The organism is Nonomuraea jabiensis (assembly GCF_014204795.1).
Lineage (GTDB): Bacteria > Actinomycetota > Actinomycetes > Streptosporangiales > Streptosporangiaceae > Nonomuraea > Nonomuraea jabiensis.
This window is the reverse complement of the sequence record NZ_JACHMB010000001.1, coordinates 2,606,855-2,627,417: the sequence shown is the minus strand read 5'-3', so window position 1 is coordinate 2,627,417 and position 20,563 is coordinate 2,606,855. Positions and strand designations below refer to the sequence as shown.

Here is a 20,563-nt window from a genome sequence, read left to right as displayed (position 1 = left end):
TCACCCTCAGGTACGTCGCGCGGCGCCGCGAAGTTCGTCACCGCCGGACAGACCATCACGGCCGGCGCGAGCGGGGCGGGCCGCGCCAGCGGGTCGAGCCCGAGCCGCGACACGAACGCGCAGGTCAGGCGGGTCTTGGGTTTGCCGCACGGCAGCCGGTACGGTCGGGATCATGTGCGCGTACCGGACCGGATTCGCGTGGGTCGTCACGCTGGCCGCCTTGGCCACCGCGTGCGGCGGCGCCGTGCCCGCCGCACAGGAGGCGGCGCTGCCCGCGACGCCGTCCCCCGGCCGGACGCCCGGCGCGCTCGCGGGCAAGATCGTGGTGATCGACCCCGGCCACAACGGCGGCAACGCCGCGCACCCCGCGGAGATCAACCGGCAGGTCGACATCATCACCGGCAGGAAGCCCTGCAACACGACCGGCACGCAGACCAACGCCGGATACCCGGAGCACGCCTTCACCTGGGACGTCGCCAACCGGCTCAAGCCGATCCTGGAGAAGCTGGGCGCCAAGGTCGTGCTCACCAGGCCCGACGACAAGGGCGTCGGCCCGTGCGTCACCGAGCGGGCCGCCATCGGCAACGACGCCAGGGCGGACGCGGTCCTGTCGATCCACGGCGACGGCGCCGTGCCGAGCGGGCACGGCTTCCACGTGATCATGCCGGGGCTGGTCTCCGGGCACAACGACCAGATCATCAAGCCGTCCCGGCGGCTCGGGGTGGACATCAGGAACGCCTACCGGGACGGCACGGGCCTGCCGTACGCCACCTACACCGGGGTTGACGGGCTGCAGACCCGCACCGACCTGGGCGGGCTCAACCTCTCCGTGCGCCCGGCGGTGTTCATCGAGTGCGGCAACATGCGCAACCGCGGCGACGCGGCCAAGATGTCCGACCCCGGCTTCCGCGAGCGCATGGCCGTCGCCCTGGCCGCCGGGCTCAGGAGATATCTGACCTAGCCCTGCCGGTCGGGGAGGCCCCGTACGCGCGCAGGAACGCGGCGACGGCGGCCTCGGAGAGCCGTTCGAGGTCGGCCTCGGTGTAGTGGTCGCCGCCGCCCCAGAACATGACCTTGTTCACCGGGATCCACAGCAGCAGGCCCACGAAGTGCTGGGCGGCCAGCTCGGCGTCGTCCAGGCGGAGCAGGCCGCGGCCGGCGAGGCGTTCGAAGGCGGCGGCCAGGGTCTCCAGCGAGCGCTCGAAGCCCTGCTGGTACCAGGTGCGGCCGAGGTCGGGGAACCGGTCGGCCTCGGCGATCACCAGCCGGCGCAGGCGGAGCACGTCGGGCCGCATGAGCGCGCCGAGGAACTGGCGGGCCAGCTCGCCCAGGTCCTCGGCCAGGTCCTCGCTGTCGTCGAGGGCCGCGGTGATGAGCTTGGCCAGCCCGTCGACCTGGGTCGTCGTGTCGAGGATGATGCTCGTGAACAGCTGCTCCTTGTCGGTGAAGTGCTTGTAGACGGTCTGCTTCGAGACCGCCGCCAGCGCCGCCACCTCGTCCATGCTCGCGCCCACGTAGCCGTTGCGCAGGAACACCGGCCGGGCCGCATCCATGATCTGCCTGCGCTTGCGTGCCGTGCGGCCGTCCTCTTCCGGTGCCATGCCCATCCCTTCGCCCTTCGACGGAAACACAGTACTAGACAGTTCCGTACCAATGTGAGTACGGTACCGTCTAGTTCTCACAGTGAAAAGGACAGAACCCCTCATGAGTGATCTCCAGCAGCAGGTGCAGGAAGCCGCCGACAGGCTCGTCGAGTCGGGCGCGGAGCGCGGGCTCCAGGTGGCCGTCTACCGGGACGGCATCCAGGTGGTGGACGTGGTGGCGGGCGTGGCCGACCCCGGGACCGGGCGGCCCGTCACGGCTGACACGCCCTTCTACAACTTCTCGATCGGCAAGGGCGCCACCGCGACCGTGGCCCACGTGCTGGCCGAGCGCGGCCTGTTCGGTTACGACACCCCCGTGGCGGAGCTGTGGCCGGAGTTCGGGCGGCACGGCAAGCAGGGCGTGACCGTACGGCACGTGCTGTCGCACACGGCGGGCGTGCCGGGCGTGCCGCTCGACACCACGCCGGAGGACGTCTGCGACTGGGACAAGATGGTCGCCGCGCTGGAGGACGCCGAGCTGTGGTGGGAGCCGGGCACGAAGGTGGGCTACCACGCGTACACGTTCGGATTCCTGGTCGGCGAGATCGTCCGGCGGGTCACCGGCAAGCCCATCTCGCAGGTGCTGCTGGAGGACGTGGCGGGCCCGCTGGGCGTGGCGGACGAGCTCTACTTCGGGATGCCGGAGACCGAGCACCACCGGCTGGCCAGGCTGGAGGACGCGCCGGTGGACCCGGCGGCGTGGGGCGAGATGCCGGCGGACCTGCCGATGTTCAAGGCGGGGCCGTTGACGCTGATGCCGACCGCCGAGCTGGGCAACCGCGCCGACTACCTGTCCTCCGACATCCCGGCGGGCGGCAAGACCTCGGCCCGGGCCATCGCGCGCATGTACGCCGCGCTGCTCGGCGAGGTGGACGGGACGCGGCTGATCTCGCCCGAGCGGCTGCGCGAGGTGACGGCGGTCGCCTCCAGCGGGGTCGACGAGGTGTTCGGCATGCCGACGACCTGGGGGCTCGGGTACGGCATCGGCGGCCCCGGCTCGACCGCCGAGGCGAGCCCGACGGTGTTCGGGGTGCCCGGCGCGGGCGGCAGCGCGGCCTGGGCCGACACGGCGACCGGCACCGCGTTCGCGCTCACCAAGAACCGGCTCACCAACGACTTCGCGGCCGCGAGCCTGATCGGCGGCATCGTGACCAGTGCCTAGAGTGCTGTCGGGGCCCGCCGGTCAGCCGTCGCGGCAGAGGGGCTTGCCCCCGACCACGCAGGCGATGTCGTCGAGCTGGCAGCTGAGCAGGGTGCCGTCCATGCCGAGCACGAGCACGAGGTCGCGCCTGGAGGGATGAGCCAGCATGACCCTGCCGACCACGCCATTGTCCAAGACCACGGTCGGGCGGCCTGCCGCGTTGTCCATGCGCTCGTGACTCCTCTCCGCTGCGGAACGAAAGCCGTTCCCCACCAGGATGCACAGGTGTGTGCCGCGAGCGCATCGGTCATCCGGCTCTATTTTCCGGTCCAGGGGTCGGGAAGGCCGTGGAAGACTGGCCTCAACAGGGGTTTTCTAGGGGGGATGACCTTGCGCACATGGCTTACCGAACGGTTCGGCCTGGCGGTGCCCGTGGTGGGGGCGCCGATGGCGGGGGTGGGCGCGGGCCGGCTGGCCGCCGCCGTCTCCGAGGCGGGCGCGCTCGGCATGATCGGGGTCGCCGGCGCGGCCACGGGAGAGTGGATCACCAAGGAGGCCGCAGTCGCGAGCGGCGGTCCGTACGGGATCGGGCTCATGGCCTGGGCGCTGACCGGCAACCCGGCCCAGTTCGACGCCGTGCTCGAGCTGCGGCCCACGCTCGTCTCGGTGAGCTTCGGGCCGTACGCACGTTATGTGGAGGAGCTGCGGCAGGCGGGCATCACGGTCGTCACCCAGGCGGGCACGACCGACGAGGCCCGCGCGGCCGAGCAGGCCGGGGTGGACGCGGTCGTGGCGCGCGGGGCCGAGGCGGGCGGTCACGGGCGCGACGCGGTGGGCACGCTGCCGCTGCTGCAGAGCGTGCTCGACGCGGTGAGCGTCCCGGTGCTGGCGGCGGGCGGCATCTCGACCGCGCGCGGGCTCGCCGCCGTGCTGGCCGCCGGCGCCGCCGGGGCCTGGGTGGGGACGGCCTTCATGGGGTGTGCGGAGACGGCCCTCTCGGCGGCGGCCACCGAGCGCCTGCTGGCGGCCGAGGAGACGGGCACCGCGTACGGGCGGGTGTTCGACATCGCCCAGCGCCTGGACTGGCCGCCCGAGTTCGGCGGGCGGGCGCTGCGCAACGCGTTCTTCGACCAGTGGGCGGGGCGGGAGGACGAGCTGGCCGCGGACGACGACGCCCCGGCCCGGCTGGCGGCGGCGCGGGCCGAAGGCGACTTCGACACGGCCTGCATCTACGCCGGGCAGGCCGTGGGGATGGTGCGCGAGCGGCGCACGGCGGCCGACGTGGTCGCCGGCTTCGCCGCCGCCGAGGGGCTCCTGACCCGCTTCTCCTGATCGGCGGGCAGGCGAGAACCTGTTCTGTTCGGTATCCTGGCCCGGCTGAAGGGGGCCTGCTGAATATGCCCTATTACGTGCGGGACTGCCGAGTAGTATGACGTTCGGAGTCGCACGCGTGGAAGGAGACGGCCCCCAGTGACCGAGCTAGAACGCGTTCCGCCCGGTGTGGACCCCACGGTCCCCAGCTCCGCCCGGGTGTACGACTATCTGCTCGGCGGCAAGGACAACCTCGCGGTCGATCGGGCAGTGGCGGAGAAGCTTCTCGCGGTCGCCCCGGACACCCGCCTGGTGGCCAGGGCCAACCGTAAGTTCCAGGTCGAGGCCGTCCGCCATCTGGCGAAGCAGGGCCTGCGGCAGTTCATCGACCTGGGCACCGGCATCCCGACCTCGCCCAGCATCCACGAGACCGTCCGCTCGGTGAACCCGGCCTGCCGGGTGGTCTACGTGGACTACGACCCCGTGGTGCGGCTGCACGCGCAGGTGCTGCTCGCCGACTCGCCGGGCATCGCCAGCATCCAGGCGGATCTGCGCCGCCCCGACGACGTCCTCTCCGACCCCAGCGTCACCGGCCTGATCGACTTCGAGCAGCCGGTGTGCGTGCTGATGGTCGGGGTGCTCCACTACGTGATGGACGAGGAGGACCCCGGCGGCATCGTGTCCGCCTTCAGGAAGCGCATGGTGCCGGGCAGCTGTCTGGTGGCCACCCACGCGATGGCGGAGAGCGCTCAGGAGGCGATCGCCCAGCTCACGATGGCGACGCACGGCACCCCCGCGCAGGCGCGGTTCCGGACGCGGGAGGAGGTGCTGGAGCTGTTCGACGGGTTCGAGCTGATGGAGCCGGGCCTGGTGCCCGTCCAGGACTGGCACCTCGGCGACGACGAGCCCCACATCCCCCTTCTGGACGGCACCCCGCAGCTCCGCATCGACGGCGGGGTCGGCCTGCTCAGAGCCTGATCCCCTCGATGATCTTCGACAGTTCGGGGACGAGGGGCGTGCTGGCCATCACGGTGACGACGACTCCCTTGCGCTCGACCCAGCCCGCGTACCGGCCGTGGCCGAGCGCGCCGTCGCCCTCCTGGGTGAGCACCTGACGGCCGCCGATCTTCACGGTCTCGGTGTCGCCGGAGAACGTCCCGATGTCGAACGGCCCGTTCTTGAGCTGCGCCGGCTTGCTCGCCTTCGGCCAGCACACGACCCTGACCCAGAGTGAGCGGTGCTTGCGGTCCACGTCGTCGCGGTCGTCGGACCACTGGTAGCCGTACTCGGTGATGCCGTCGTGCTTGTTGACGGCGACCGTGCCGTAGGTGAAGCCCTTCGGGATGTGGTTGACGCGGACCCCCTTGATGGCGGTGGCGCCCCTGGCAGGCTTGTCGATCTTGCTGTCGGCCGACCGCTTCGCCTCCGCCTTGGTCGGGACGGGGCAGGTGGGGCGTTCCGCGGCCTGGGCGGGCAGGGCGATCAGGGCCGCGGCGGCGGGCAGCAGGGACAGGGCGGCAATCTGCTGAATCTTGTTCATGTGTGGGTTGGATGTGACAGATGTGAAAAAAGTTCAGTACTCCTTCAGGACGATGTCGTTCGCGAACTTGTCGGTCATCTTCATCATCCAACCGAACAGGAAGTTGTACTTGAAGATCCAGTTCCGCATCCGGATCCCCTTCCTGGTGCGAGGGGCGAGGAAGGGGCCCGCGTTGCCGTTCTTGGCGATCTTGGCGTATCCGCGCAACTGCTCCTCGTACTGGGCGAAGGCCACGCGGTGATCGCCGCCGGCCCGCTTGAGCTCGCCCGCGAGCACGTACGCGCCGACCACGGCCAGGCCCGTGCCGAAGCCGGCCAGGGTGTTGCCGTACGCGGCGTCGCCGAGCAGCACCACGCGGCCCTGGCTGTAGCGGTCGATGGAGGCCTGGCTGATGGAGTCGAGGTAGACGTCCGGGGAGCGGCGCACCGCCTCCATGAGCGCCGGGCCCTGCCAGCCCATGCCGGCGTAGGCGCGGGTCAGCAGGTTTTTCTGCTGCCGCATGTCGTACCGGTCGTAGTCGAGGCGCTCGGAGGCGAAGACGAAGAACGCGGGCGCCTTCGGCCCGCCGACGGCGGCCATCCTGCCGGGCTCGTTGTACATCTTCGAGACCGTGCCGAAGTCCCCCTCGACGTCGACCAGGGCGTAGTAGTAGCCGAGGTGCTTGACGTAGTCGGCCTCGGGGCCGAAGGCGAGGCGGCGGACGTTGGAGTGGATGCCGTCCGCCCCCACCACCAGGTCGAATGTGCGGGGGGCGGAGCGTTCGAAGGTGACGTGCACGCCGCCGGGGGTCTCGGTGAGCGAGGTGATCGAGTCGCCGAAGACGTACTCGCAGCTCGCGGCGGTCTTCTCGTAGAAGACCCTGGACAGGTCGCCGCGCTTGATCTCGATCTCGCCGCCGGTGAACTCGCCGGGTATGACCGCCACCTTGTGGCCGTCCGCGTCGACGATCACCTGGTCGGTGCCGCCGGTCTGGAGCGCCTCGATGTCCTTGAGCACCCCCATGCGGGTCAGGACGGTGCGGTGAGTGTGGCCCTTGAAGTCGACGGCCTGGCCGCCGGGGCGCAGCGACGGGGCCTTCTCGACGACGGTGACGTTGAAGCCGTAGCGGGAGAGCATGAGGGCGAGGGCGGGGCCGCCGATGCTGGCGCCGGAGATGAGGACGTTGGCGTTCTTCATGTCCGTCAGCTTCGCGAGCGCCGCTGATAGCGGAGCGACCGTCGGCTGACAACCGGGCCGGCCCCCGTCAGCGACCGCCGCCCCGACCGGCGCCCCGACCGGCGCCCCGACCGGCGCCCCGACCGGCGCCCCGACCGGCGCCCCGACCGGGGTCAGCGTTGGGTCAGTGGCCGGGGCCCGCGAGCGCGATCAGGGTGGCGAGCGCGTCGTCCCTGCTCATCGACGCCCCCCTGGAGTACGCCGCCGCGAATCCCGCCGGTCCGAGGACGTCCGTGGCGGTGGCGGCGATCCTGGCGACGTCCCGATCCCCGGCGACGGCCATGCCGCGCAACGCCACCCCCACCCCGAGCAGCACCGCCGCCCGCTCCGCCGATCCACCGCCCACCGATACGCCGTCCAGGCCCCGGCCCGCCGGTCTTTCCGCGCTGCCCAGCACGCGCGGACCCGCCGGATCTTCTCCGGCGTCCAGGGCCCGGCCCGCCAGATCTCCCGCACCGTCCAGGAGGCACTGGCCCGCCAGGCCTTCCGTGGCGTGGGCGAGGTCGGTGGTCAGCGGCGAGTTCAGGGTCATGGCCAGGGCCTCCGCGTGCCGGCGCGCGGCCTCGGGGGCGTCGCCGGTCGCCTCGGCCAGCCGGCCGAGCGCCGTCAGCACGTGCGACCTGGCCCCGTGGGCTGAGAACAGGCCGGTCTCGGAGGCGGCGAGCGCGGCCTCCAGGTGGCGGGACGCCTCCGCCAGGTCACCCTCCAGGCGGGCCATCTCGCCCAGCCGCAGGCTCACCCACGCCGTCTGTTCCGGCCGCCCGAGCCGGCGCGCCAGCTCCCCGGCCCGCTCGCAGTCGGCGCGGGCGGCCGGCGCGTCCCCGGCCCGCCAGTGCGCCTCGGCGCGCCGGTGCAGCACGTCCGCCAGCTCCTCCATCGCCCCGAGCTCTTCGAGCAGGCCGACCGCTTCCTGCCACAGCCCCATGGCGCGTCCCCACTCACCGCGCCAGCTCGCGATCAGCCCGAGCCAGTCGAGCCCCTGCGTCTTCCCCCAGCGCTCGCCCAGGGCGCCGAACTCCGCGATCATCGACTCCAGTCCCCGCTCCGCGCTGGCGACGTCGCCGCTCAGCAGCTCCAGCAGCGCGCCGCTGAACCGTCCGAGCGCCTTGCTCCACGGGTCGGACCCGATCACGCGGACGGCGACCGCCTCCCCGGGCGGGGGCGGCCCCGCGAGCATCCCCCACAGGGCCGGGCCGAACCGGCACCGCATCGGCCGCTCCAGCGAGCCGATGACCGTCCAGGCCTGCTTCCAGTGCGGGGACTCGGCGTCGGGTACGGCGTGCAGCACCACCAGCAGGTACTCCTCCCCCAGTTCGGGGCCGATCGCGTCGAGGAGCCGCACGGCGTGCCGGGTCGCCTGGCCCCGCCGCCCGCTGAGCCACCAGTACATGGCCAGCGCCGCCACCAGCCGCGCCGCCGCCGGCGGGTCGTGCTCGACGCTCCACCGCAGCGCCGCCTGCAGGTTCGCGTTGTCGGCCGAGAGCAGGGCCAGCCCCCGGAGCTGCTCGGCGCTGTAGAGGAGGCCGTCGGTGCGGCGCGCGAACTCCAGGAACCAGGCGGCGTGGGCCGCTCTCAGCCGATCCTCCTCGCCCGCCTCCGCCAGCCGCTCCGCGCAGAACAGGCGGATGGTGTCGAGCATGTGGTAGCGCTCGCCGTCGGTCTCGACCAGCGACTTGTCCACCAGGTCGGCCAGCAGGTCGGCGCTGTCCGCGCCGCACACCCGTTCCACCGCCTCCAGGCTCGCGCCCCCGGCGAACACGGAGAACTGCCTGGCCAGCGCCTGCTCCTCGGCGTCGAGCAGGCTCCAGCTCCACTCCACGATGGCGTGCAGCGTCTGGTGGCGCATGGGGGCGGTACGGTCGCCGCGCGACAGCAGCCGGAACCGGTCGTGCTCGGCCAGCCGGGTGGCGATCTCCTCCACGCCGAACGTGCGCATCCGGGCCGCCGCCAGCTCGATGGCCAGCGGCAGGCAGTCCAGCGCCGCGCAGATCCGCAGGACGGCGTCCAGGTTGCCGGGCCCGACCGCGAACTCCTGCCGCACGGCCGCTGCCCGTTCGGCGAACAGCTTGACGGCCGGGTCTGTGGGGAGGGGTGCCAGCGGGACCAGGTGCTCGCCGGTGATGCCCAGCGGCTCCCTGCTCGTGGCCATGATCATCAGATCGGGGGCGGCGGCGAGGAGGCGGCGGGCCAGCGTGGCGACCTCGGCGAGCACGTGTTCGCAGTTGTCCAGGACGAGGAGGAGGTCCTGCTCGGCCAGCGCCGCCACCAGGCGTTCGGTGGGGTCGGGGAGGCCGTGCAGCGCCGGCTCGCGCAATCCCAGCGCGGCCAGCACCGCTCCCGCCACCTGCCCGGTCCCGTCCACCAGCGACAGGTCCACGAAACACGCCTCCCGCACGCGCCACACCGCAGCCCCGTCTGCGGTGGCCGTCCCCCGGGGTAGGCCGGTGGAGGTCGTGCCCGGGGGTTCGGGGGTGGTGGTCGTGGCCGGGTGTTGGAGGTGGGTGGCGGCTTCGATGGCCAGGCGCGTCTTGCCGATGCCGCCCGGCCCGACGAGCGTCACCAGGCGGACCCCGCGCAGGGCGGTCAGCCGCGCGAGCTCCTCCTCCCGCCCGACGAGCCGGTTCAGCTGGGCCGGCGGCGCGACCCGCCGGACCTGGTGCCGTTCGGCGCGCAGGATCGCCAGGTGCAGGGCCGCCAGTTCGGGTGAGGGGTCGGTGCCGAGCTCGTCGGCGAGCAGGCGGCGCGTCTCGTCGAAGACCGTCAGCGCCTCGGACGGCCGCCCCGCCGCCTCCAGCGCGCGCATCAGCAGCCCGCGTGGCCGCTCGCGCAGCGGATGCGCGGCCACCAGATCCTGCAGCGCGGCCACCGGGCTGCCCTCGGGCAGGCCCAGCTCGGCCTCCATCAGGTCCTCCATGGCCGAGAGCCGCAGCTCCTCCAGCCGGAGCGCCTGCGGCCCCGCGAACGGCGCGTCGGCGACGTCCGCGAGCGCCGGTCCCCGCCACAGCTCCAGGGCTTCCCTGAGCGAGGAGGCGGCTCCCGGGAACCGACCGGCCGCCAGCAGCTTGCGCCCCTCGCGGGACAGCCGCTCGAACCGGTGCGCGTCCACGTCGTCCGGCGAGACTGCCAGCCGGTATCCCGACCCGTGGAACTCGATGAGGCCGGCAGGCAGGCTCCGCCTGAGCCGGGAGATCTGCGCCTGGATGGCGTTGGCGGCCTCCGTGGGCGGCCGGTCGCCGTACTGGCCGTCGATGAGCCGTTCGACGCTCACCATCCGGCCGGCGTCGAGCAGCAGCAACGCGAGCAGGGCACGCGGGCGCGGACCCCCGATCGCCAGGGGCTCGCCACCGGGGGAGCGCACCAGGAGCGGGCCCAGGATGCCGAATTGCACGCCCCGATTGTCCCGCAACTGAGCAGGTGAAACGGAATTATCGGTATAGCTACCGATGCGTATACGTATTTCCCAGTCGGGAGTGACCGTTTAGCGTCGCGGCATCAAGGCGCAACAGCACTGCTAGCTTCCCACCCCCCAATCTCCCCGCGATCCCGCCGCCGAGGCGATCCCCGTGCGGCGCGAGGGCCGTCGTGCGCTCACGAAGCGTGCCGAGCCCGAGGGAGAACGTCGAAAGGAGCAGCACAGCCGTGAAACGCAAAGCCTTACTCGCGGCGGTCGTCGGCGTGGCCACGGCCACGACACTGGCGTTACAGACGCCGCCCGCGAACGCCGCCCCTCCCGGAGCCGCACCGCAGCAGCAGCAGACGGCGCGCGTGAGTGACCCCGCCTCGCTCGCCGCACAGGTGGCCGACAAGGCCGTCTCCAGCCAGCTCGACGAGCTCACCCGGGGCCCCGACGAGGCCTACAGCCGCGTGGCGGTCACCCCGGGCGCGGCGGACATGTTCTACGTGTCGTACGAGCGCACGTACAAGGGCCTGCCGATGGTCGGCGGCGACGCCGTCGTGGTCACCGACGCGGCGGGGAACGTCCGGGACACGGTCGCGGCGACGGGCCCCACCCCGGGCGACGTGCCGACCAGGGCCACGATCAGCGCCGGCAAGGCCACCGAGGTCGCCAGGACGAAGCTCTCGCGCGTGGACGACACCGCGACGCCCCGTCTGGTCGTGCTGGCCTGGGGCGAGAAGCCGAGGCTGGCCTGGGACGCCATGGTCAGCGGCATCGCCGGCGGCAAGCCGAGCATCCAGCACGTGTTCGTGGACGCGCGTACCGGTGAGATCGCCGACTCGTACGACCTCGTACGCGCCGGCACCGGCAACGGCTACTACTACGGCCAGGTCACCATCGGGACGAGCGGCTCCGGCAGCTCGTACTCGATGACCGACACGTCCAGGCCCGGCATCCAGTGCGGCGGCCAGAACGGCAGCGCCTACACCGGCACCGACGACGCCTGGGGCAACGGCTCCGGCACCAACCTGGAGACCGCCTGCGTGGACGCGCTCTACAGCGTGCAGCGCGAGTGGGACATGCTGCGCGACTGGCTGGGCCGCAACGGCATCAACGGCAGCGGCCGCGGCTTCCCCGCGCGGGTCGGGCTCAATGACGTGAACGCCTACTGGAACGGCAGCTACACCAACTTCGGCCACAACCAGGCCAACAGCCGGCAGGCGACCCCGATCGACGTCGTGGCGCACGAGTTCGGGCACGCGATCTTCCAGACCACGCCGGGCGGCGCCGGGTCGGGCAACGAGAACGGCGGCATCAACGAGGGCACCGGCGACATCTTCGGCGCGCTCACCGAGGCGTACGCCGCCAACCCGAACGACCCGGCCGACTACCTGGTCGGCGAGGAGGTCGACCTGGTCGGCGACGGGCCGATCCGCAACATGTACAACCCGAGCGCGCTCGGCGACCCGAACTGCTACTCCTCCTCGATCCCGAGCACCGAGGTGCACGCGGCGGCGGGCCCGCTGAACCACTGGTTCTACCTGCTGGCCGAGGGCAACAACCCCGGCGGCGGCAAGCCGTCCAGCCCGATCTGCTCCGGCGGCCCCTCGTCGGTCACCGGCGTCGGCATCCAGAACGCCGGCAAGATCTACATGGGCGCGCTGGCCCGCAAGACCTCGTCCTGGCGGTACACCAACATCCGCGCAGCCTCGGTCGCGGCCGCGATCGAGCTGTTCGGGGCCAACAGCGCCCAGTGCAACACCACCAAGGCGGCGTGGAGCGCGGTCAGCGTGGCGGCGGCCTCGGGCGAGCCCGCGTGCGGCACCTCGACCAGCGACTTCTCGATCTCCCTCAGCCCGACGTCCGGCAGCGCGGCGCCCGGCGGCCAGGCGACGGTCACGGTCGGCACGCAGACCACCTCCGGCAGCGCCCAGACCGTGAGCCTGAGCGCTTCCGGGCTGCCCAGCGGCACCACGGCGAGCTTCAGCCCGTCGTCGGTGACCTCGGGCAACTCCTCGACGCTGACGCTCTCGGTCGGCTCGTCGACGGCTGCGGGCACGTACAACATCACCGTCACGGGGACCGGCTCGACGACGCACACGGCGACGTACGCGCTCACCGTCAGCTCGAACCCGCCGACGCGTGACTTCTCGATCTCCCTCAGCCCGACGTCCGGCACGGTGCAGGCGGGCTCGGCGGCCACCTCCACGATCAGCACGGCCACCACGGCGGGCACCGCGCAGACGGTGAACCTGTCGGCAAGCGGACTGCCGACCGGCGCCACGGCGGCGTTCAACCCGGCCTCGGTGACCTCGGGCGGATCGTCCACGCTGACGATCTCGACCGCGGCCACCACCCCGGCCGGCAGCTACACCGTCACGGTGACGGCCACCGGCGTGACGGCCACGCACACGGCGACGTACACGCTGACCGTCCAGACCACCTCGGGCGGCCGGACGTTCACCAACGGCACCGACTATCCGATCACCGACTTCAACAACACCCAGAGCTCGATCACCTCCACCGCGACGGGGACCGCGACCTCACCGGTCAAGATCTCCATCACGATCAGCCACACGTGCGCGGAGGACCTCGACATCTGGGTACGCGGGCCGAGCGGCACCTGGTACGCGGTCGACAGGTACGGCGGCACGACCTGCACGCAGTACGGCACCAGGACGTTCTCCGTCCCGGTGAGCCAGCAGGCGGCGGGCACCTGGGTGCTCGACATCGAGGACGTCTACGCCGGTGACACCGGCGTCCTCGACTCCTGGAGCATCACCGTCTAGCTCTCCGCGAGCCCCTAGCTCTCCACGAGCCCCTAGCTCTCCACGAGCCCCGGCCGGTCGTCCGGCCGGGGCTCCCGCACGTCCGCCCTCGTCCGCACGCCGAGCTTCTGCAGCACCTTGGCCACGTGGGTGTCCACCGTGCGGCGCGACAGGAACAGCACCTCCGCGATCTCCCGGTTCGTCCGGCCGAGCGCGACCAGCCTGGCCACCTCGCTCTCCCGGGGCGACAGCACCCCGCTGCGGCCCCGCCGGCCCCTGCGCCGCGCCCCGGTCGGATCGATCTCGCGCAGCAGGTGGCGGCAGCGGGCCGCGTCGTGGGTGGCGCCGAGCGCCGCGTACCGCTCGCCCGCGTCGGCGACGAGGTCGGCGGCCCCCGCCCGGTCGCCGAGCGCGAACCGCGCGCCCGCCTCGGACTCCGCCGCCCGCGCCGCGCCGTACGGCCGCGGCATCGCCTCGTACGCGCCCCGGGCCAGGGCGTGGTAGCGGACCGCCTCCTCCGCGTCCTGGGCCAGCGCCCCTCTGGCGGCGTCCAGCCCGGCCGCCGCGGACGGCGCGTTCCTGCCCTCGATCCCCGCCGCGAACTCCGCCACCAGATCCGCCGCCGCGCCCCGCCTGCCCGCCTTGAGCAGCGCGAGGACGGCGGCCGGCACGAGCTGGTCGCCCCACACCCACACGCCCTTGCGCCGGAGCCTGCCCACCGCCAGATCGGCCTCGCGCAGCGCCGACTCCGGCGAGTCGCGGGTCAAATGCAGCTCCACCAGCCCGCTGGAGGCCGCCGCGGCGACGGGCAGGAAGCCCGAGTCCAGGTCGCGTACGCCGGCCGCCTCCAGATGCGCGCCGGCCTCCTCCCACTCGCCCCTGGCCAGGGCCAGCATGCCGAGCGTCAGCCGGGCGTCCACCGCCAGCAGCGGCGCCTCGAAGCTCATCTCGACGGCGGCGACGGCCCGCTCGCGCAGCCCCTCCCAGCGGCCGGTCAGCAGGTCGAGCCGGATCGACGACATCTCCACCAGGAACTCCGGGTAGAGCGCGCCGGTCTCCTCGGCGATGCGCCTGCTCTGGCCCGCGAACCGCTCGGCCGCCGCGTAGTGACCGAGCGCCACCGCGGCGTCGTACAGGTTGGAGTAGCCGCGCGCCACCTGGCGGCGTACGGCCGGGGCCGGGTCGTTGACCGGCAGCGCCCCCACCAGCTCGAAGGCGTCCGGCGCGCCGACCAGCATGGCGAGGGTGACCTTGTTGACCAGCACGGCGGCGGTCAGCTCAGGATCGCGGTCGTCGAGGAGCTTCTCCGCCTGCACCATCCACTCCTGGTGCATGGAGAGCGGCTCGCCGCCCCACGCGGGCATCGCCAGCAGGGCCAGCCCGCGGGCGGCCAGGCTGGGGTTGTCGTGCAGGTCGGGGAGCGCGGCCAGGATCTCCTGGCGGCCCGCGGCGACCGCGCCCGCCTGGTTGGACAGGAGCACGCCCAGGTTGAGCCGGGCCTGGCCGCGTACCTGCGGGGACAGGAAGTCGTCCGACAGCAGGTGGCGCAGGATGCGTACGACGCGGCGGTGGGACAGGCCGATGGCGGCGACCCTGCTGAGGCTGAGCGCCAGCGGGCCGCGGGCGTCGTGGGGGAGCTTGGGGTCGGCGAGCAGCCCTTCGAGCACCTCGACGGCGAGCGGGATGTCGCCCAGCGCGGCGGCGTGGTCGGCGGCGGCGGCGCCGTGGCGCTGCCAGGCCGCGTAGTCGCCGGCGCGGCGGGCGTGGTGGGCGAGCTGGACGAGGGGCGGCAGGTCGAGCCCGGACAGCGCGGTCATGGCCCGGTGGTGGATCTGGCGGCGCTCGGGGCCGGGGATGGTGTCGTAGACGGCCTGCTGGGCGAGGGTGTGGCGGAAGCCGTACTGGCCGTCCTTGTGCTCGAGCAGCACGCCGGCCTCCAGCGCCTGGCCCAGCCCGGGCTCGGACGGGGTGGGCGCGGACACGGCGGCGATCAGGGTCTCGTCGGCGGGCAGCCCCAGGACGGCGGCGGCGCGCACGACGCGCAGCGCGGCCGGCGACAGCCCGGCGAGCCGTTCGGCCATCGCCTCGCGCAGCAGCAGCGGCACGGCCATGCGGTCGAGCGCGTCCGGCTCGGGTAAGCGGCCCTCGTCGTCGAGCAGCGAGCGCACCACCTCCTCGATCACGAACGGCACTCCCGCGGTGCGTTCGTGCAACCGGGCGGCGAACTCGCGGGTCGGCGCCGACCGGCCGAGCAGCGCGGCGGTGAGGCTGCGCACGCCCTCGACGTCGAGCGGGGTCAGCGAGATCACCTCGCCGCGCACCCCGGGAGTCCGCCGGTACGCGTGCCCGAACGGCAGCCCCGGCACCGGCAGCTCCTCCCGCCGGAACGTCACCACCAGCGCCAGCCCGTCGGGCGGCTGGTCGGTGAGGAAGCGCAGCAGGTCACGGGTGCCGTCGTCGGCCCAGTGCAGGTCCTCCACGACGAGGACGACGGGGCCGGCCGCGGCCAGCAGCGCGTGGACGGCCCGGAACAGCCGGTGCCGCTCGGCCCGCGGATCGTCGAACACGGGTGGCGAGGGGGCGGGCGGGAGGTGGCCGGCCAGCTCGGGCAGGTGGCCGCGCAGGACGCCGGTGAGGGGGCTGAGCCGGTCCTGGGGCGGGAGCGCGGGGGCGACGTCCCGGAGCGCGTCGAGGACCGGGCCGTACGGGAGCGGCTCGCGGATCTGGTGGCAGTGGCCGAGCAGCACCGTCCGATCGCTTCTGCGCAGGGGGTCGATGGCCGCTCTGACGAGCCTGGTCTTGCCTATGCCTGCCTCGCCCTGCACCTGGATGACGGAGGGTGGCTCCGCGATGGCGCCGGTGAGCAGCCGCAACTGGGTGTCGCGCCCGACCAATGCGGGAGAAGCCGCGCTTGCCATCGGGGTCTCCGTAACAGTGCAGGTTTACTCCCTTTGTCGGAATCCGTTATCCACTACGTGCGACCCCGGGTCAACCCTCCTTCCCGCCGCAGCGGGTTGCCGTCCCTTGGGGAGAGGGAGGGCTGTTGGGGTTGCTGTCCTTTCGGGGGGAGACGTTAGGGGCGCTGTTCTTGGGGGAGGGCCGTGGAAGAGGATGCGCTCCCTTGGGGAAGGGAAAGGCGAGCGCCCGCCCCGCGGTGCTGGGTCGTGGATCGCGGGGCGGGCGCTCGTTCGGGAGCCGCGGGCGGGAGCGCGTCCGCCCGCGACGGCGGGAGCTTTCGAGGCCGGTCAGGAGCAGGTGGCGTTGGTGGGCTGGGTGGCCGGGCCGTTGGCGGTGAAGCCGATGGCGACCGACGCGCCCGGGGCGAGGTTCTTGGCGTGGTCGGGGCCCTTGGCGGTCCAGGTGGTGCCCGACTGGGTCACGACCGCGTTCCAGCCGTTGACCAGCGTCACCCCCGACGGGAACGTCCAGGTGGCGGTCCAGCCGCTGATCGTGCCGGTGCCGGTGTTCTTCACCGTCAGCTCGCCCTGGAAGCCGCCCTGCCAGGAGTTCGTCTGCTTGTACGTCACCGCGCACTGCCCGGGAGGGTTGGGCGTAGGCGTGTCGGAGGGCTGCCCGGTGCCGCCGGTCGGCGGGATCAGGTACGGCTGGAGGATGGCCTGCTTGGCCTGGTTGACGGTGGTCCAGTCGTCGTTGAGGATGCCCCCGGTGTCACCGGAGTTCGGGTTCCACGACCAGTAGGTGAACGACATCCCGTTCACCCCGGTCCCCGTGTACTTCATCAGCTCCTGCAGCCAGATCTTGTCCACGTTCGCGGCCAGCGTGGTGCCGAACTCGCCGATCATGATCGGCGCGATGTTCTGCTTGTACAGGTAGCCCCAGTACTTGTCCCAGATGGCCGGCAGGTTGGCCGGGTAGTCGGGGGCGTCGAACCAGGGCTGGTGGTAGACCGAGGTCGCGTATTCGTGGGGCGAGTAGACCAAGCGGTTGGCCACGTTGAGCCGTACCGGGTACTGGCCCGCCTTCGACAGGTTGCCGCCCCACCAGCCGCAGTCCTCGTCGTTGCTGGGATCGCCGTCCCACACGTTGGACAGGCCGCCGCTCGGGCAGCTCACGCCCTCCACGAAGATCAGCCAGTTGGGGTTGACCGACAGGACCGCGTTGCCGGCCCGCTCGGCGGCCAGCCGCCAGTCGCGGGCCTGGTCGCCGCAGCCCCAGCAGGAGCCGGTCGCGTTGGGGTTGGTGCCCTCGGCGTGCGGCTCGTTGTGCAGGTCGGCGCCGATGACGGTGGGGTTGTTCGCGTAGTGCTGGGCCAGCGCCTTCCAGTCGTTGATCCAGGTGCTCTCCGGGGTGGCGGGGACGTACCAGAGCGCGGACTGGCCGGCGGCGGTCGGGCGGTGGCGGTCGAGGATGATCCGCATGCCCTTGCCGCCCGCGTACGCGATGATCTTGTCCAGGATCTGCAGCGGCGACAGGCCGATCAGGTCGGGGTTGACGTAGTCGTTGATGCCGGTGGCCGTGGCGCCGGACTTGAGGGCGTCGTTGGAGTACGGCACGCGGATCGTGTTGTAGCCCAGCGAGGCCATCTTGTCGATGTGGCCCTTCCAGGGAGTGCTGGACCACAGGCCGTGGAAGGTCCGGTTGTCGGTCTCCATGCCGAACCAGTTGATGCCGGTCAGGCGCACGGTCGCGCCCGTGCTGTCAACGATCTTGTTGCCGCTGGTGTGCAGGTAACCGGTGCCCGTGCCGGCGGCCGCGCCTGCCGGGGCGGCGGTGGTCACGGCGACAGCGACTGCCGCTCCGGCCACCAGCGTGGCCAGGGCGGCCGTCAACGCCTTGGACAAGTGCATGGGGGTGCCTTTCGGAGAGGGAGAGCGCGGCGTCATGCTCGGATGCCGCGTTCGCGCTCGTCAACGCACCGTGGGTGCTATGGCTGTGACCAGGCAGAATGCTTGAAAGTTTCACCGGGCCGGCTGGCGCTCGGGAGCGGGGGACAACCGGCGGACGCCCGCGGCCACCCAGATCGTGCCGATCCCGGCGTACCCGGCCAGCAGCGCGACGCTCGTCGAGCCGAGGACCACGGACGCGACGATCGCGACCGCGAGCAGCCCCGTCCAGCCGTACAGCACGCGGCGCCCGCGGGCCGAGCCCGTGTGCGTGGCCTCCTGCACCGGGGTGACCAGCGCCATGAGCGCCGCCCCCGCCGTGCCGAGCGCGTCCTGGCCGAGCGCGATGCCCAGCGCGAGCACGCCCACCCCGGCGGCCAGCAGCGCGCAGCTCGCGACGGCCACGCGGGCCTCGACGCCCTCGAACAGCAGCCTGGTCGCCTTCGCGCGGGCCAGCCGCAGCACGGTCACCGCCTCGGCCACCCACGCCGCCCAGTGCAGCACCGCGATGAGGACGAACACGGCGATGAGCGGCGGCACGGCGGGCAGCAGGAGGACCATCCGCCAGCCGCCCAGGAACCGGCCGCGCAGGTTCGACAGGATCCGGTAGAGCGGGTTGCGCTGCTTGAGCGCCGTGACGAGGAGGTCCCTGGCCGGGTCGAAGCCGGGGTCGAGGCGGAGCACCTCGCGGAAGGCCGCGGCGGCCGTCTTCGCGTCGCCGGCGAGCAGCGCCGCGTGGCCGTACGCCAGGTGCGCGGTCTCGCTCTCCGGATCGAGCCGTACGGCGTCCGCGGCGGCGGCCCTGGCCTGCTCCGCCTCCCCGAGCTGGACGTGCGCCATGGCCAGGAGGCTCACCAGGTCGGACTCCTGCGGATCGATGGCCAGCCCCCGGTGGGCCGCCTCGACCACCTGGCGGTACCGGCCCAGCCGCAGGTGGGCGCGGGCCAGCAGCTCCCAGGTCGACGCCGACTCGGGGTTGTGCGCCAGCGACGTCTCGGCGGCGGTGACGGCCAGGTCCGGCCGCTGGATGCGGAGGTAGACCTGCCCGGCCATGTAGTGCGGGTACGACTGGTCGGGCGCCAGCCGTACCGCTTCCTGGGCCGCGGACACGGCCTCGGCGGTCCTGCCCTGCTGGACGAGGGCCAGGCCGAGCAGCGAGAACGCGGTGAAGTGCTCGGGCTGGACGGCGAGCACGCCGCGCAGCTCCCGCTCCGCGTCGGCCGGGCGGCGCATCCGCAGCAGCGTGCCCGCCCGCAGGATCGACTCGCGAGGGTTCACCGCTTGCCCTTGATCCAGGGCATCAGCTCGTCCCACGCGCCGGACTCGTTGGCGTGCAGCACGTAGTTGCGCGCGGTGGCCAGCCACTCGCGCACGGCCGTGGGCCGGGTGTTCTGGGCGACGGCCAGCAGGTCGTGGGTGTTCATCGGGATGGGCCGGCCGGCGCTGATCGACTGCTGGAGCTTGACCTCCACCGCGCGGTCCACCACGCCCTTCAGGTCCGCGCCGACGAAGTGGTCGGTCACCCGCGCCACCGCGTCGAAGTCCATCTCGGCCAGCGGCTTGTCGCGGCAGAGCAGGCGCAGGATGGCCGCGCGCGCCGACGCGTCGGGCGGCGGCACGAACACGAGCTGGTCGAACCGGCCCGGGCGGCGGAACGCCACGTCGATGTACCAGGGCGCGTTCGTGGCGGCCAGCACCAGGACGCCCTCGTTGGCGTCCTGGTCCACGCCGTCGAGCTCGGCCAGGAACTGGTTGACCAGCTGCCGGGTGTGGGCCTGGCGCATGTCGGAGCGGCGCGCGGCCAGCGCGTCCACCTCGTCGAAGAACAGCACGCACGGGCGGTTGCGGCGGGCCAGCTCGAACGTGGCGCGCAGGTTGCGCTCGCTCGATCCGACGTACATGTCGAGGATGTCGGACAGGCCGACGTTGACGAACGCCGCGCCGAGCTCGCCGGCCGCGGCCCTGGCCAGGTGGGTCTTGCCCGCTCCGGGTGGGCCGTACATCAGGACGCCGCCGCCGGCGCGCTTGCCGTACGCGGCGAACAGCTCGGGCTGCTGGAGCGGCAGCAGCAGCTTCACCCGCAGCGCCTCCTTGACCGCCTCCATCCCGGCCACGTCGGCGAAGGTGACCTTCGACCTCTCCACCTCCGCGCCGGAGGGCGCGTCCGCCGGCGTCGTCGCGTACGGGGCGGGCGCCGCGGGCACGGACGGGGCGACCGGGGTGGTCAGGCGGGCGGCCAGCTCGGGGTCGGCGACGGACGCGTCGCGGGAGACCGCCTCGTGGTAGCGGTAGGCCGCCCGGCCGAAGTCGCCCTCGCCGAGCAGCGCCCTGGCCGCGAGCACGCCCATCCGCGGCGGGTAGCCGGGCGAGGCCAGGAACGGCTCCAGCGCCGACAGCGCCGCGCCGTGGGCGCTCTGCCGGACGAACGCCTCCGCCAGCCCCGCCGAGATGTCCGGGTCCTTGGGCGCGAGCAGGAGCGCGGCGCGGAACTCGGCCTCGGCGTCGGCCAGGTATCCCCTGGTCAGGAGCTGCTCGGCGAGATGCCGGCGGAGCGGGAGGTTGTCGGGAGACAGGCGCGCCGCCTCGCGTAGTGCCTGGAGGCCGGCATCGTCGAGCACGTGCCTGGTCCCTTCTGTCGCAGGATTCGGTCGTACTAAAACTACGCAGACTACTCCTTCAAGGGAGAGGTAGTGCTGGCTCTACC

At 72.8% G+C, this 20,563-nt stretch carries 14 protein-coding genes; 5 read left to right on the top strand and 9 right to left on the bottom strand.

The window, feature by feature from the left end; genetic code table 11:
• The first annotated feature begins 172 nt into the window (after positions 1-172).
• On the top strand, positions 173-961 hold the full coding sequence (locus HD596_RS11420) for an N-acetylmuramoyl-L-alanine amidase (protein ID WP_185069233.1): 789 nt from the start codon (positions 173-175) through the stop codon (positions 959-961).
• On the opposite strand, the gene HD596_RS11415 is transcribed toward HD596_RS11420, so the two are convergent.
• On the bottom strand, positions 942-1,601 hold the full coding sequence (locus HD596_RS11415; protein WP_185069232.1) for a TetR/AcrR family transcriptional regulator: 660 nt from the start codon (positions 1,599-1,601) through the stop codon (positions 942-944). The genes HD596_RS11420 and HD596_RS11415 overlap by 20 nt on opposite strands.
• Positions 1,602-1,704: 103 nt before the next feature.
• Here HD596_RS11415 and HD596_RS11410 point away from each other — a divergent pair, with 103 nt between their 5' ends.
• Positions 1,705-2,805: a serine hydrolase domain-containing protein gene (locus HD596_RS11410; RefSeq protein ID WP_185069231.1), complete on the top strand. Its 1,101-nt coding sequence runs from the start codon at positions 1,705-1,707 to the stop codon at positions 2,803-2,805.
• Between the two features lie 21 nt (positions 2,806-2,826).
• On the opposite strand, the gene HD596_RS11405 is transcribed toward HD596_RS11410, so the two are convergent.
• Positions 2,827-3,012, bottom strand: coding sequence for a hypothetical protein (locus tag HD596_RS11405; RefSeq protein ID WP_139629749.1), 186 nt, complete (start codon positions 3,010-3,012; stop codon positions 2,827-2,829).
• A gap of 162 nt (positions 3,013-3,174) precedes the next feature.
• Between HD596_RS11405 and HD596_RS11400 the strand changes: the two genes are divergently transcribed.
• Together HD596_RS11400 and HD596_RS11395 are read left to right on the top strand one after the other, a co-directional pair.
• On the top strand, positions 3,175-4,116 hold the full coding sequence (locus HD596_RS11400) for an NAD(P)H-dependent flavin oxidoreductase (RefSeq protein ID WP_246554358.1): 942 nt from the start codon (positions 3,175-3,177) through the stop codon (positions 4,114-4,116).
• Positions 4,117-4,254: 138 nt separating this feature from the next.
• On the top strand, positions 4,255-5,073 hold the full coding sequence (locus HD596_RS11395; RefSeq protein WP_185069229.1) for an SAM-dependent methyltransferase: 819 nt from the start codon (positions 4,255-4,257) through the stop codon (positions 5,071-5,073).
• Here the strand turns inward: HD596_RS11395 and HD596_RS11390 are convergent.
• From HD596_RS11390 to HD596_RS11380, 3 genes are all read right to left on the bottom strand, one after another.
• Positions 5,063-5,635 (bottom strand): hypothetical protein, encoded by a 573-nt coding sequence (locus HD596_RS11390; RefSeq protein ID WP_185069228.1) that lies wholly within the window; start codon positions 5,633-5,635, stop codon positions 5,063-5,065. The genes HD596_RS11395 and HD596_RS11390 overlap by 11 nt on opposite strands.
• A gap of 33 nt (positions 5,636-5,668) precedes the next feature.
• The gene (locus HD596_RS11385) at positions 5,669-6,811 is read right to left on the bottom strand and encodes an FAD-dependent monooxygenase (RefSeq protein ID WP_185069227.1); all 1,143 of its coding nucleotides are present in this window, start codon (positions 6,809-6,811) and stop codon (positions 5,669-5,671) included.
• A gap of 163 nt (positions 6,812-6,974) precedes the next feature.
• Positions 6,975-10,238, bottom strand: a complete 3,264-nt coding sequence (locus tag HD596_RS11380; RefSeq protein ID WP_313043617.1) for an AfsR/SARP family transcriptional regulator — start codon at positions 10,236-10,238, stop codon at positions 6,975-6,977.
• A gap of 251 nt (positions 10,239-10,489) precedes the next feature.
• On the opposite strand from HD596_RS11380, the gene HD596_RS11375 reads away from it, so the two are divergent.
• Positions 10,490-13,036 carry a M4 family metallopeptidase gene (locus HD596_RS11375; protein ID WP_185069225.1) on the top strand — a complete coding sequence of 849 codons (2,547 nt, stop codon included), beginning with the start codon at positions 10,490-10,492 and terminating at the stop codon, positions 13,034-13,036.
• A 32-nt stretch (positions 13,037-13,068) separates the two neighbouring features.
• Here the strand turns inward: HD596_RS11375 and HD596_RS63690 are convergent, their stop codons facing one another.
• The 4 genes from HD596_RS63690 to HD596_RS61585 form a co-directional block, all read right to left on the bottom strand.
• On the bottom strand, positions 13,069-15,933 hold the full coding sequence (locus tag HD596_RS63690; protein WP_185069224.1) for an ATP-binding protein: 2,865 nt from the start codon (positions 15,931-15,933) through the stop codon (positions 13,069-13,071).
• Between the two features lie 327 nt (positions 15,934-16,260).
• Positions 16,261-17,823, bottom strand: coding sequence for a cellulase family glycosylhydrolase (locus HD596_RS11365; RefSeq protein ID WP_185069223.1), 1,563 nt, complete (start codon positions 17,821-17,823; stop codon positions 16,261-16,263).
• Between the two features lie 111 nt (positions 17,824-17,934).
• Positions 17,935-19,137, bottom strand: coding sequence for a tetratricopeptide repeat protein (locus HD596_RS11360; RefSeq protein ID WP_185069222.1), 1,203 nt, complete (start codon positions 19,135-19,137; stop codon positions 17,935-17,937).
• A complete protein-coding gene (locus tag HD596_RS61585) occupies positions 19,134-20,477 on the bottom strand; it encodes an AAA family ATPase (protein WP_185069221.1) in 1,344 nt (447 codons plus the stop codon). Before HD596_RS61585 ends, HD596_RS11360 begins: the two co-directional genes overlap by 4 nt.
• Positions 20,478-20,563 lie beyond the last annotated feature (86 nt).

What these genes read in the sequence shown, in the direction of transcription:
- HD596_RS11410 (WP_185069231.1), top strand. Translation starts at nt 1,705, where the DNA reads ATGAGTGATCTCCAGCAGCAGGTGCAGGAAGCCGCCGACAGGCTCGTC.
- HD596_RS11420 (WP_185069233.1), top strand. Translation starts at nt 173, where the DNA reads ATGTGCGCGTACCGGACCGGATTCGCGTGGGTCGTCACGCTGGCCGCC.
- HD596_RS11390 (WP_185069228.1), bottom strand. Translation starts at nt 5,635, where the DNA reads ATGAACAAGATTCAGCAGATTGCCGCCCTGTCCCTGCTGCCCGCCGCC.
- HD596_RS63690 (WP_185069224.1), bottom strand. Translation starts at nt 15,933, where the DNA reads ATGGCAAGCGCGGCTTCTCCCGCATTGGTCGGGCGCGACACCCAGTTG.
- HD596_RS11405 (WP_139629749.1), bottom strand. Translation starts at nt 3,012, where the DNA reads ATGGACAACGCGGCAGGCCGCCCGACCGTGGTCTTGGACAATGGCGTG.
- HD596_RS11385 (WP_185069227.1), bottom strand. Translation starts at nt 6,811, where the DNA reads ATGAAGAACGCCAACGTCCTCATCTCCGGCGCCAGCATCGGCGGCCCC.
- HD596_RS11415 (WP_185069232.1), bottom strand. Translation starts at nt 1,601, where the DNA reads ATGGCACCGGAAGAGGACGGCCGCACGGCACGCAAGCGCAGGCAGATC.
- HD596_RS11365 (WP_185069223.1), bottom strand. Translation starts at nt 17,823, where the DNA reads ATGCACTTGTCCAAGGCGTTGACGGCCGCCCTGGCCACGCTGGTGGCC.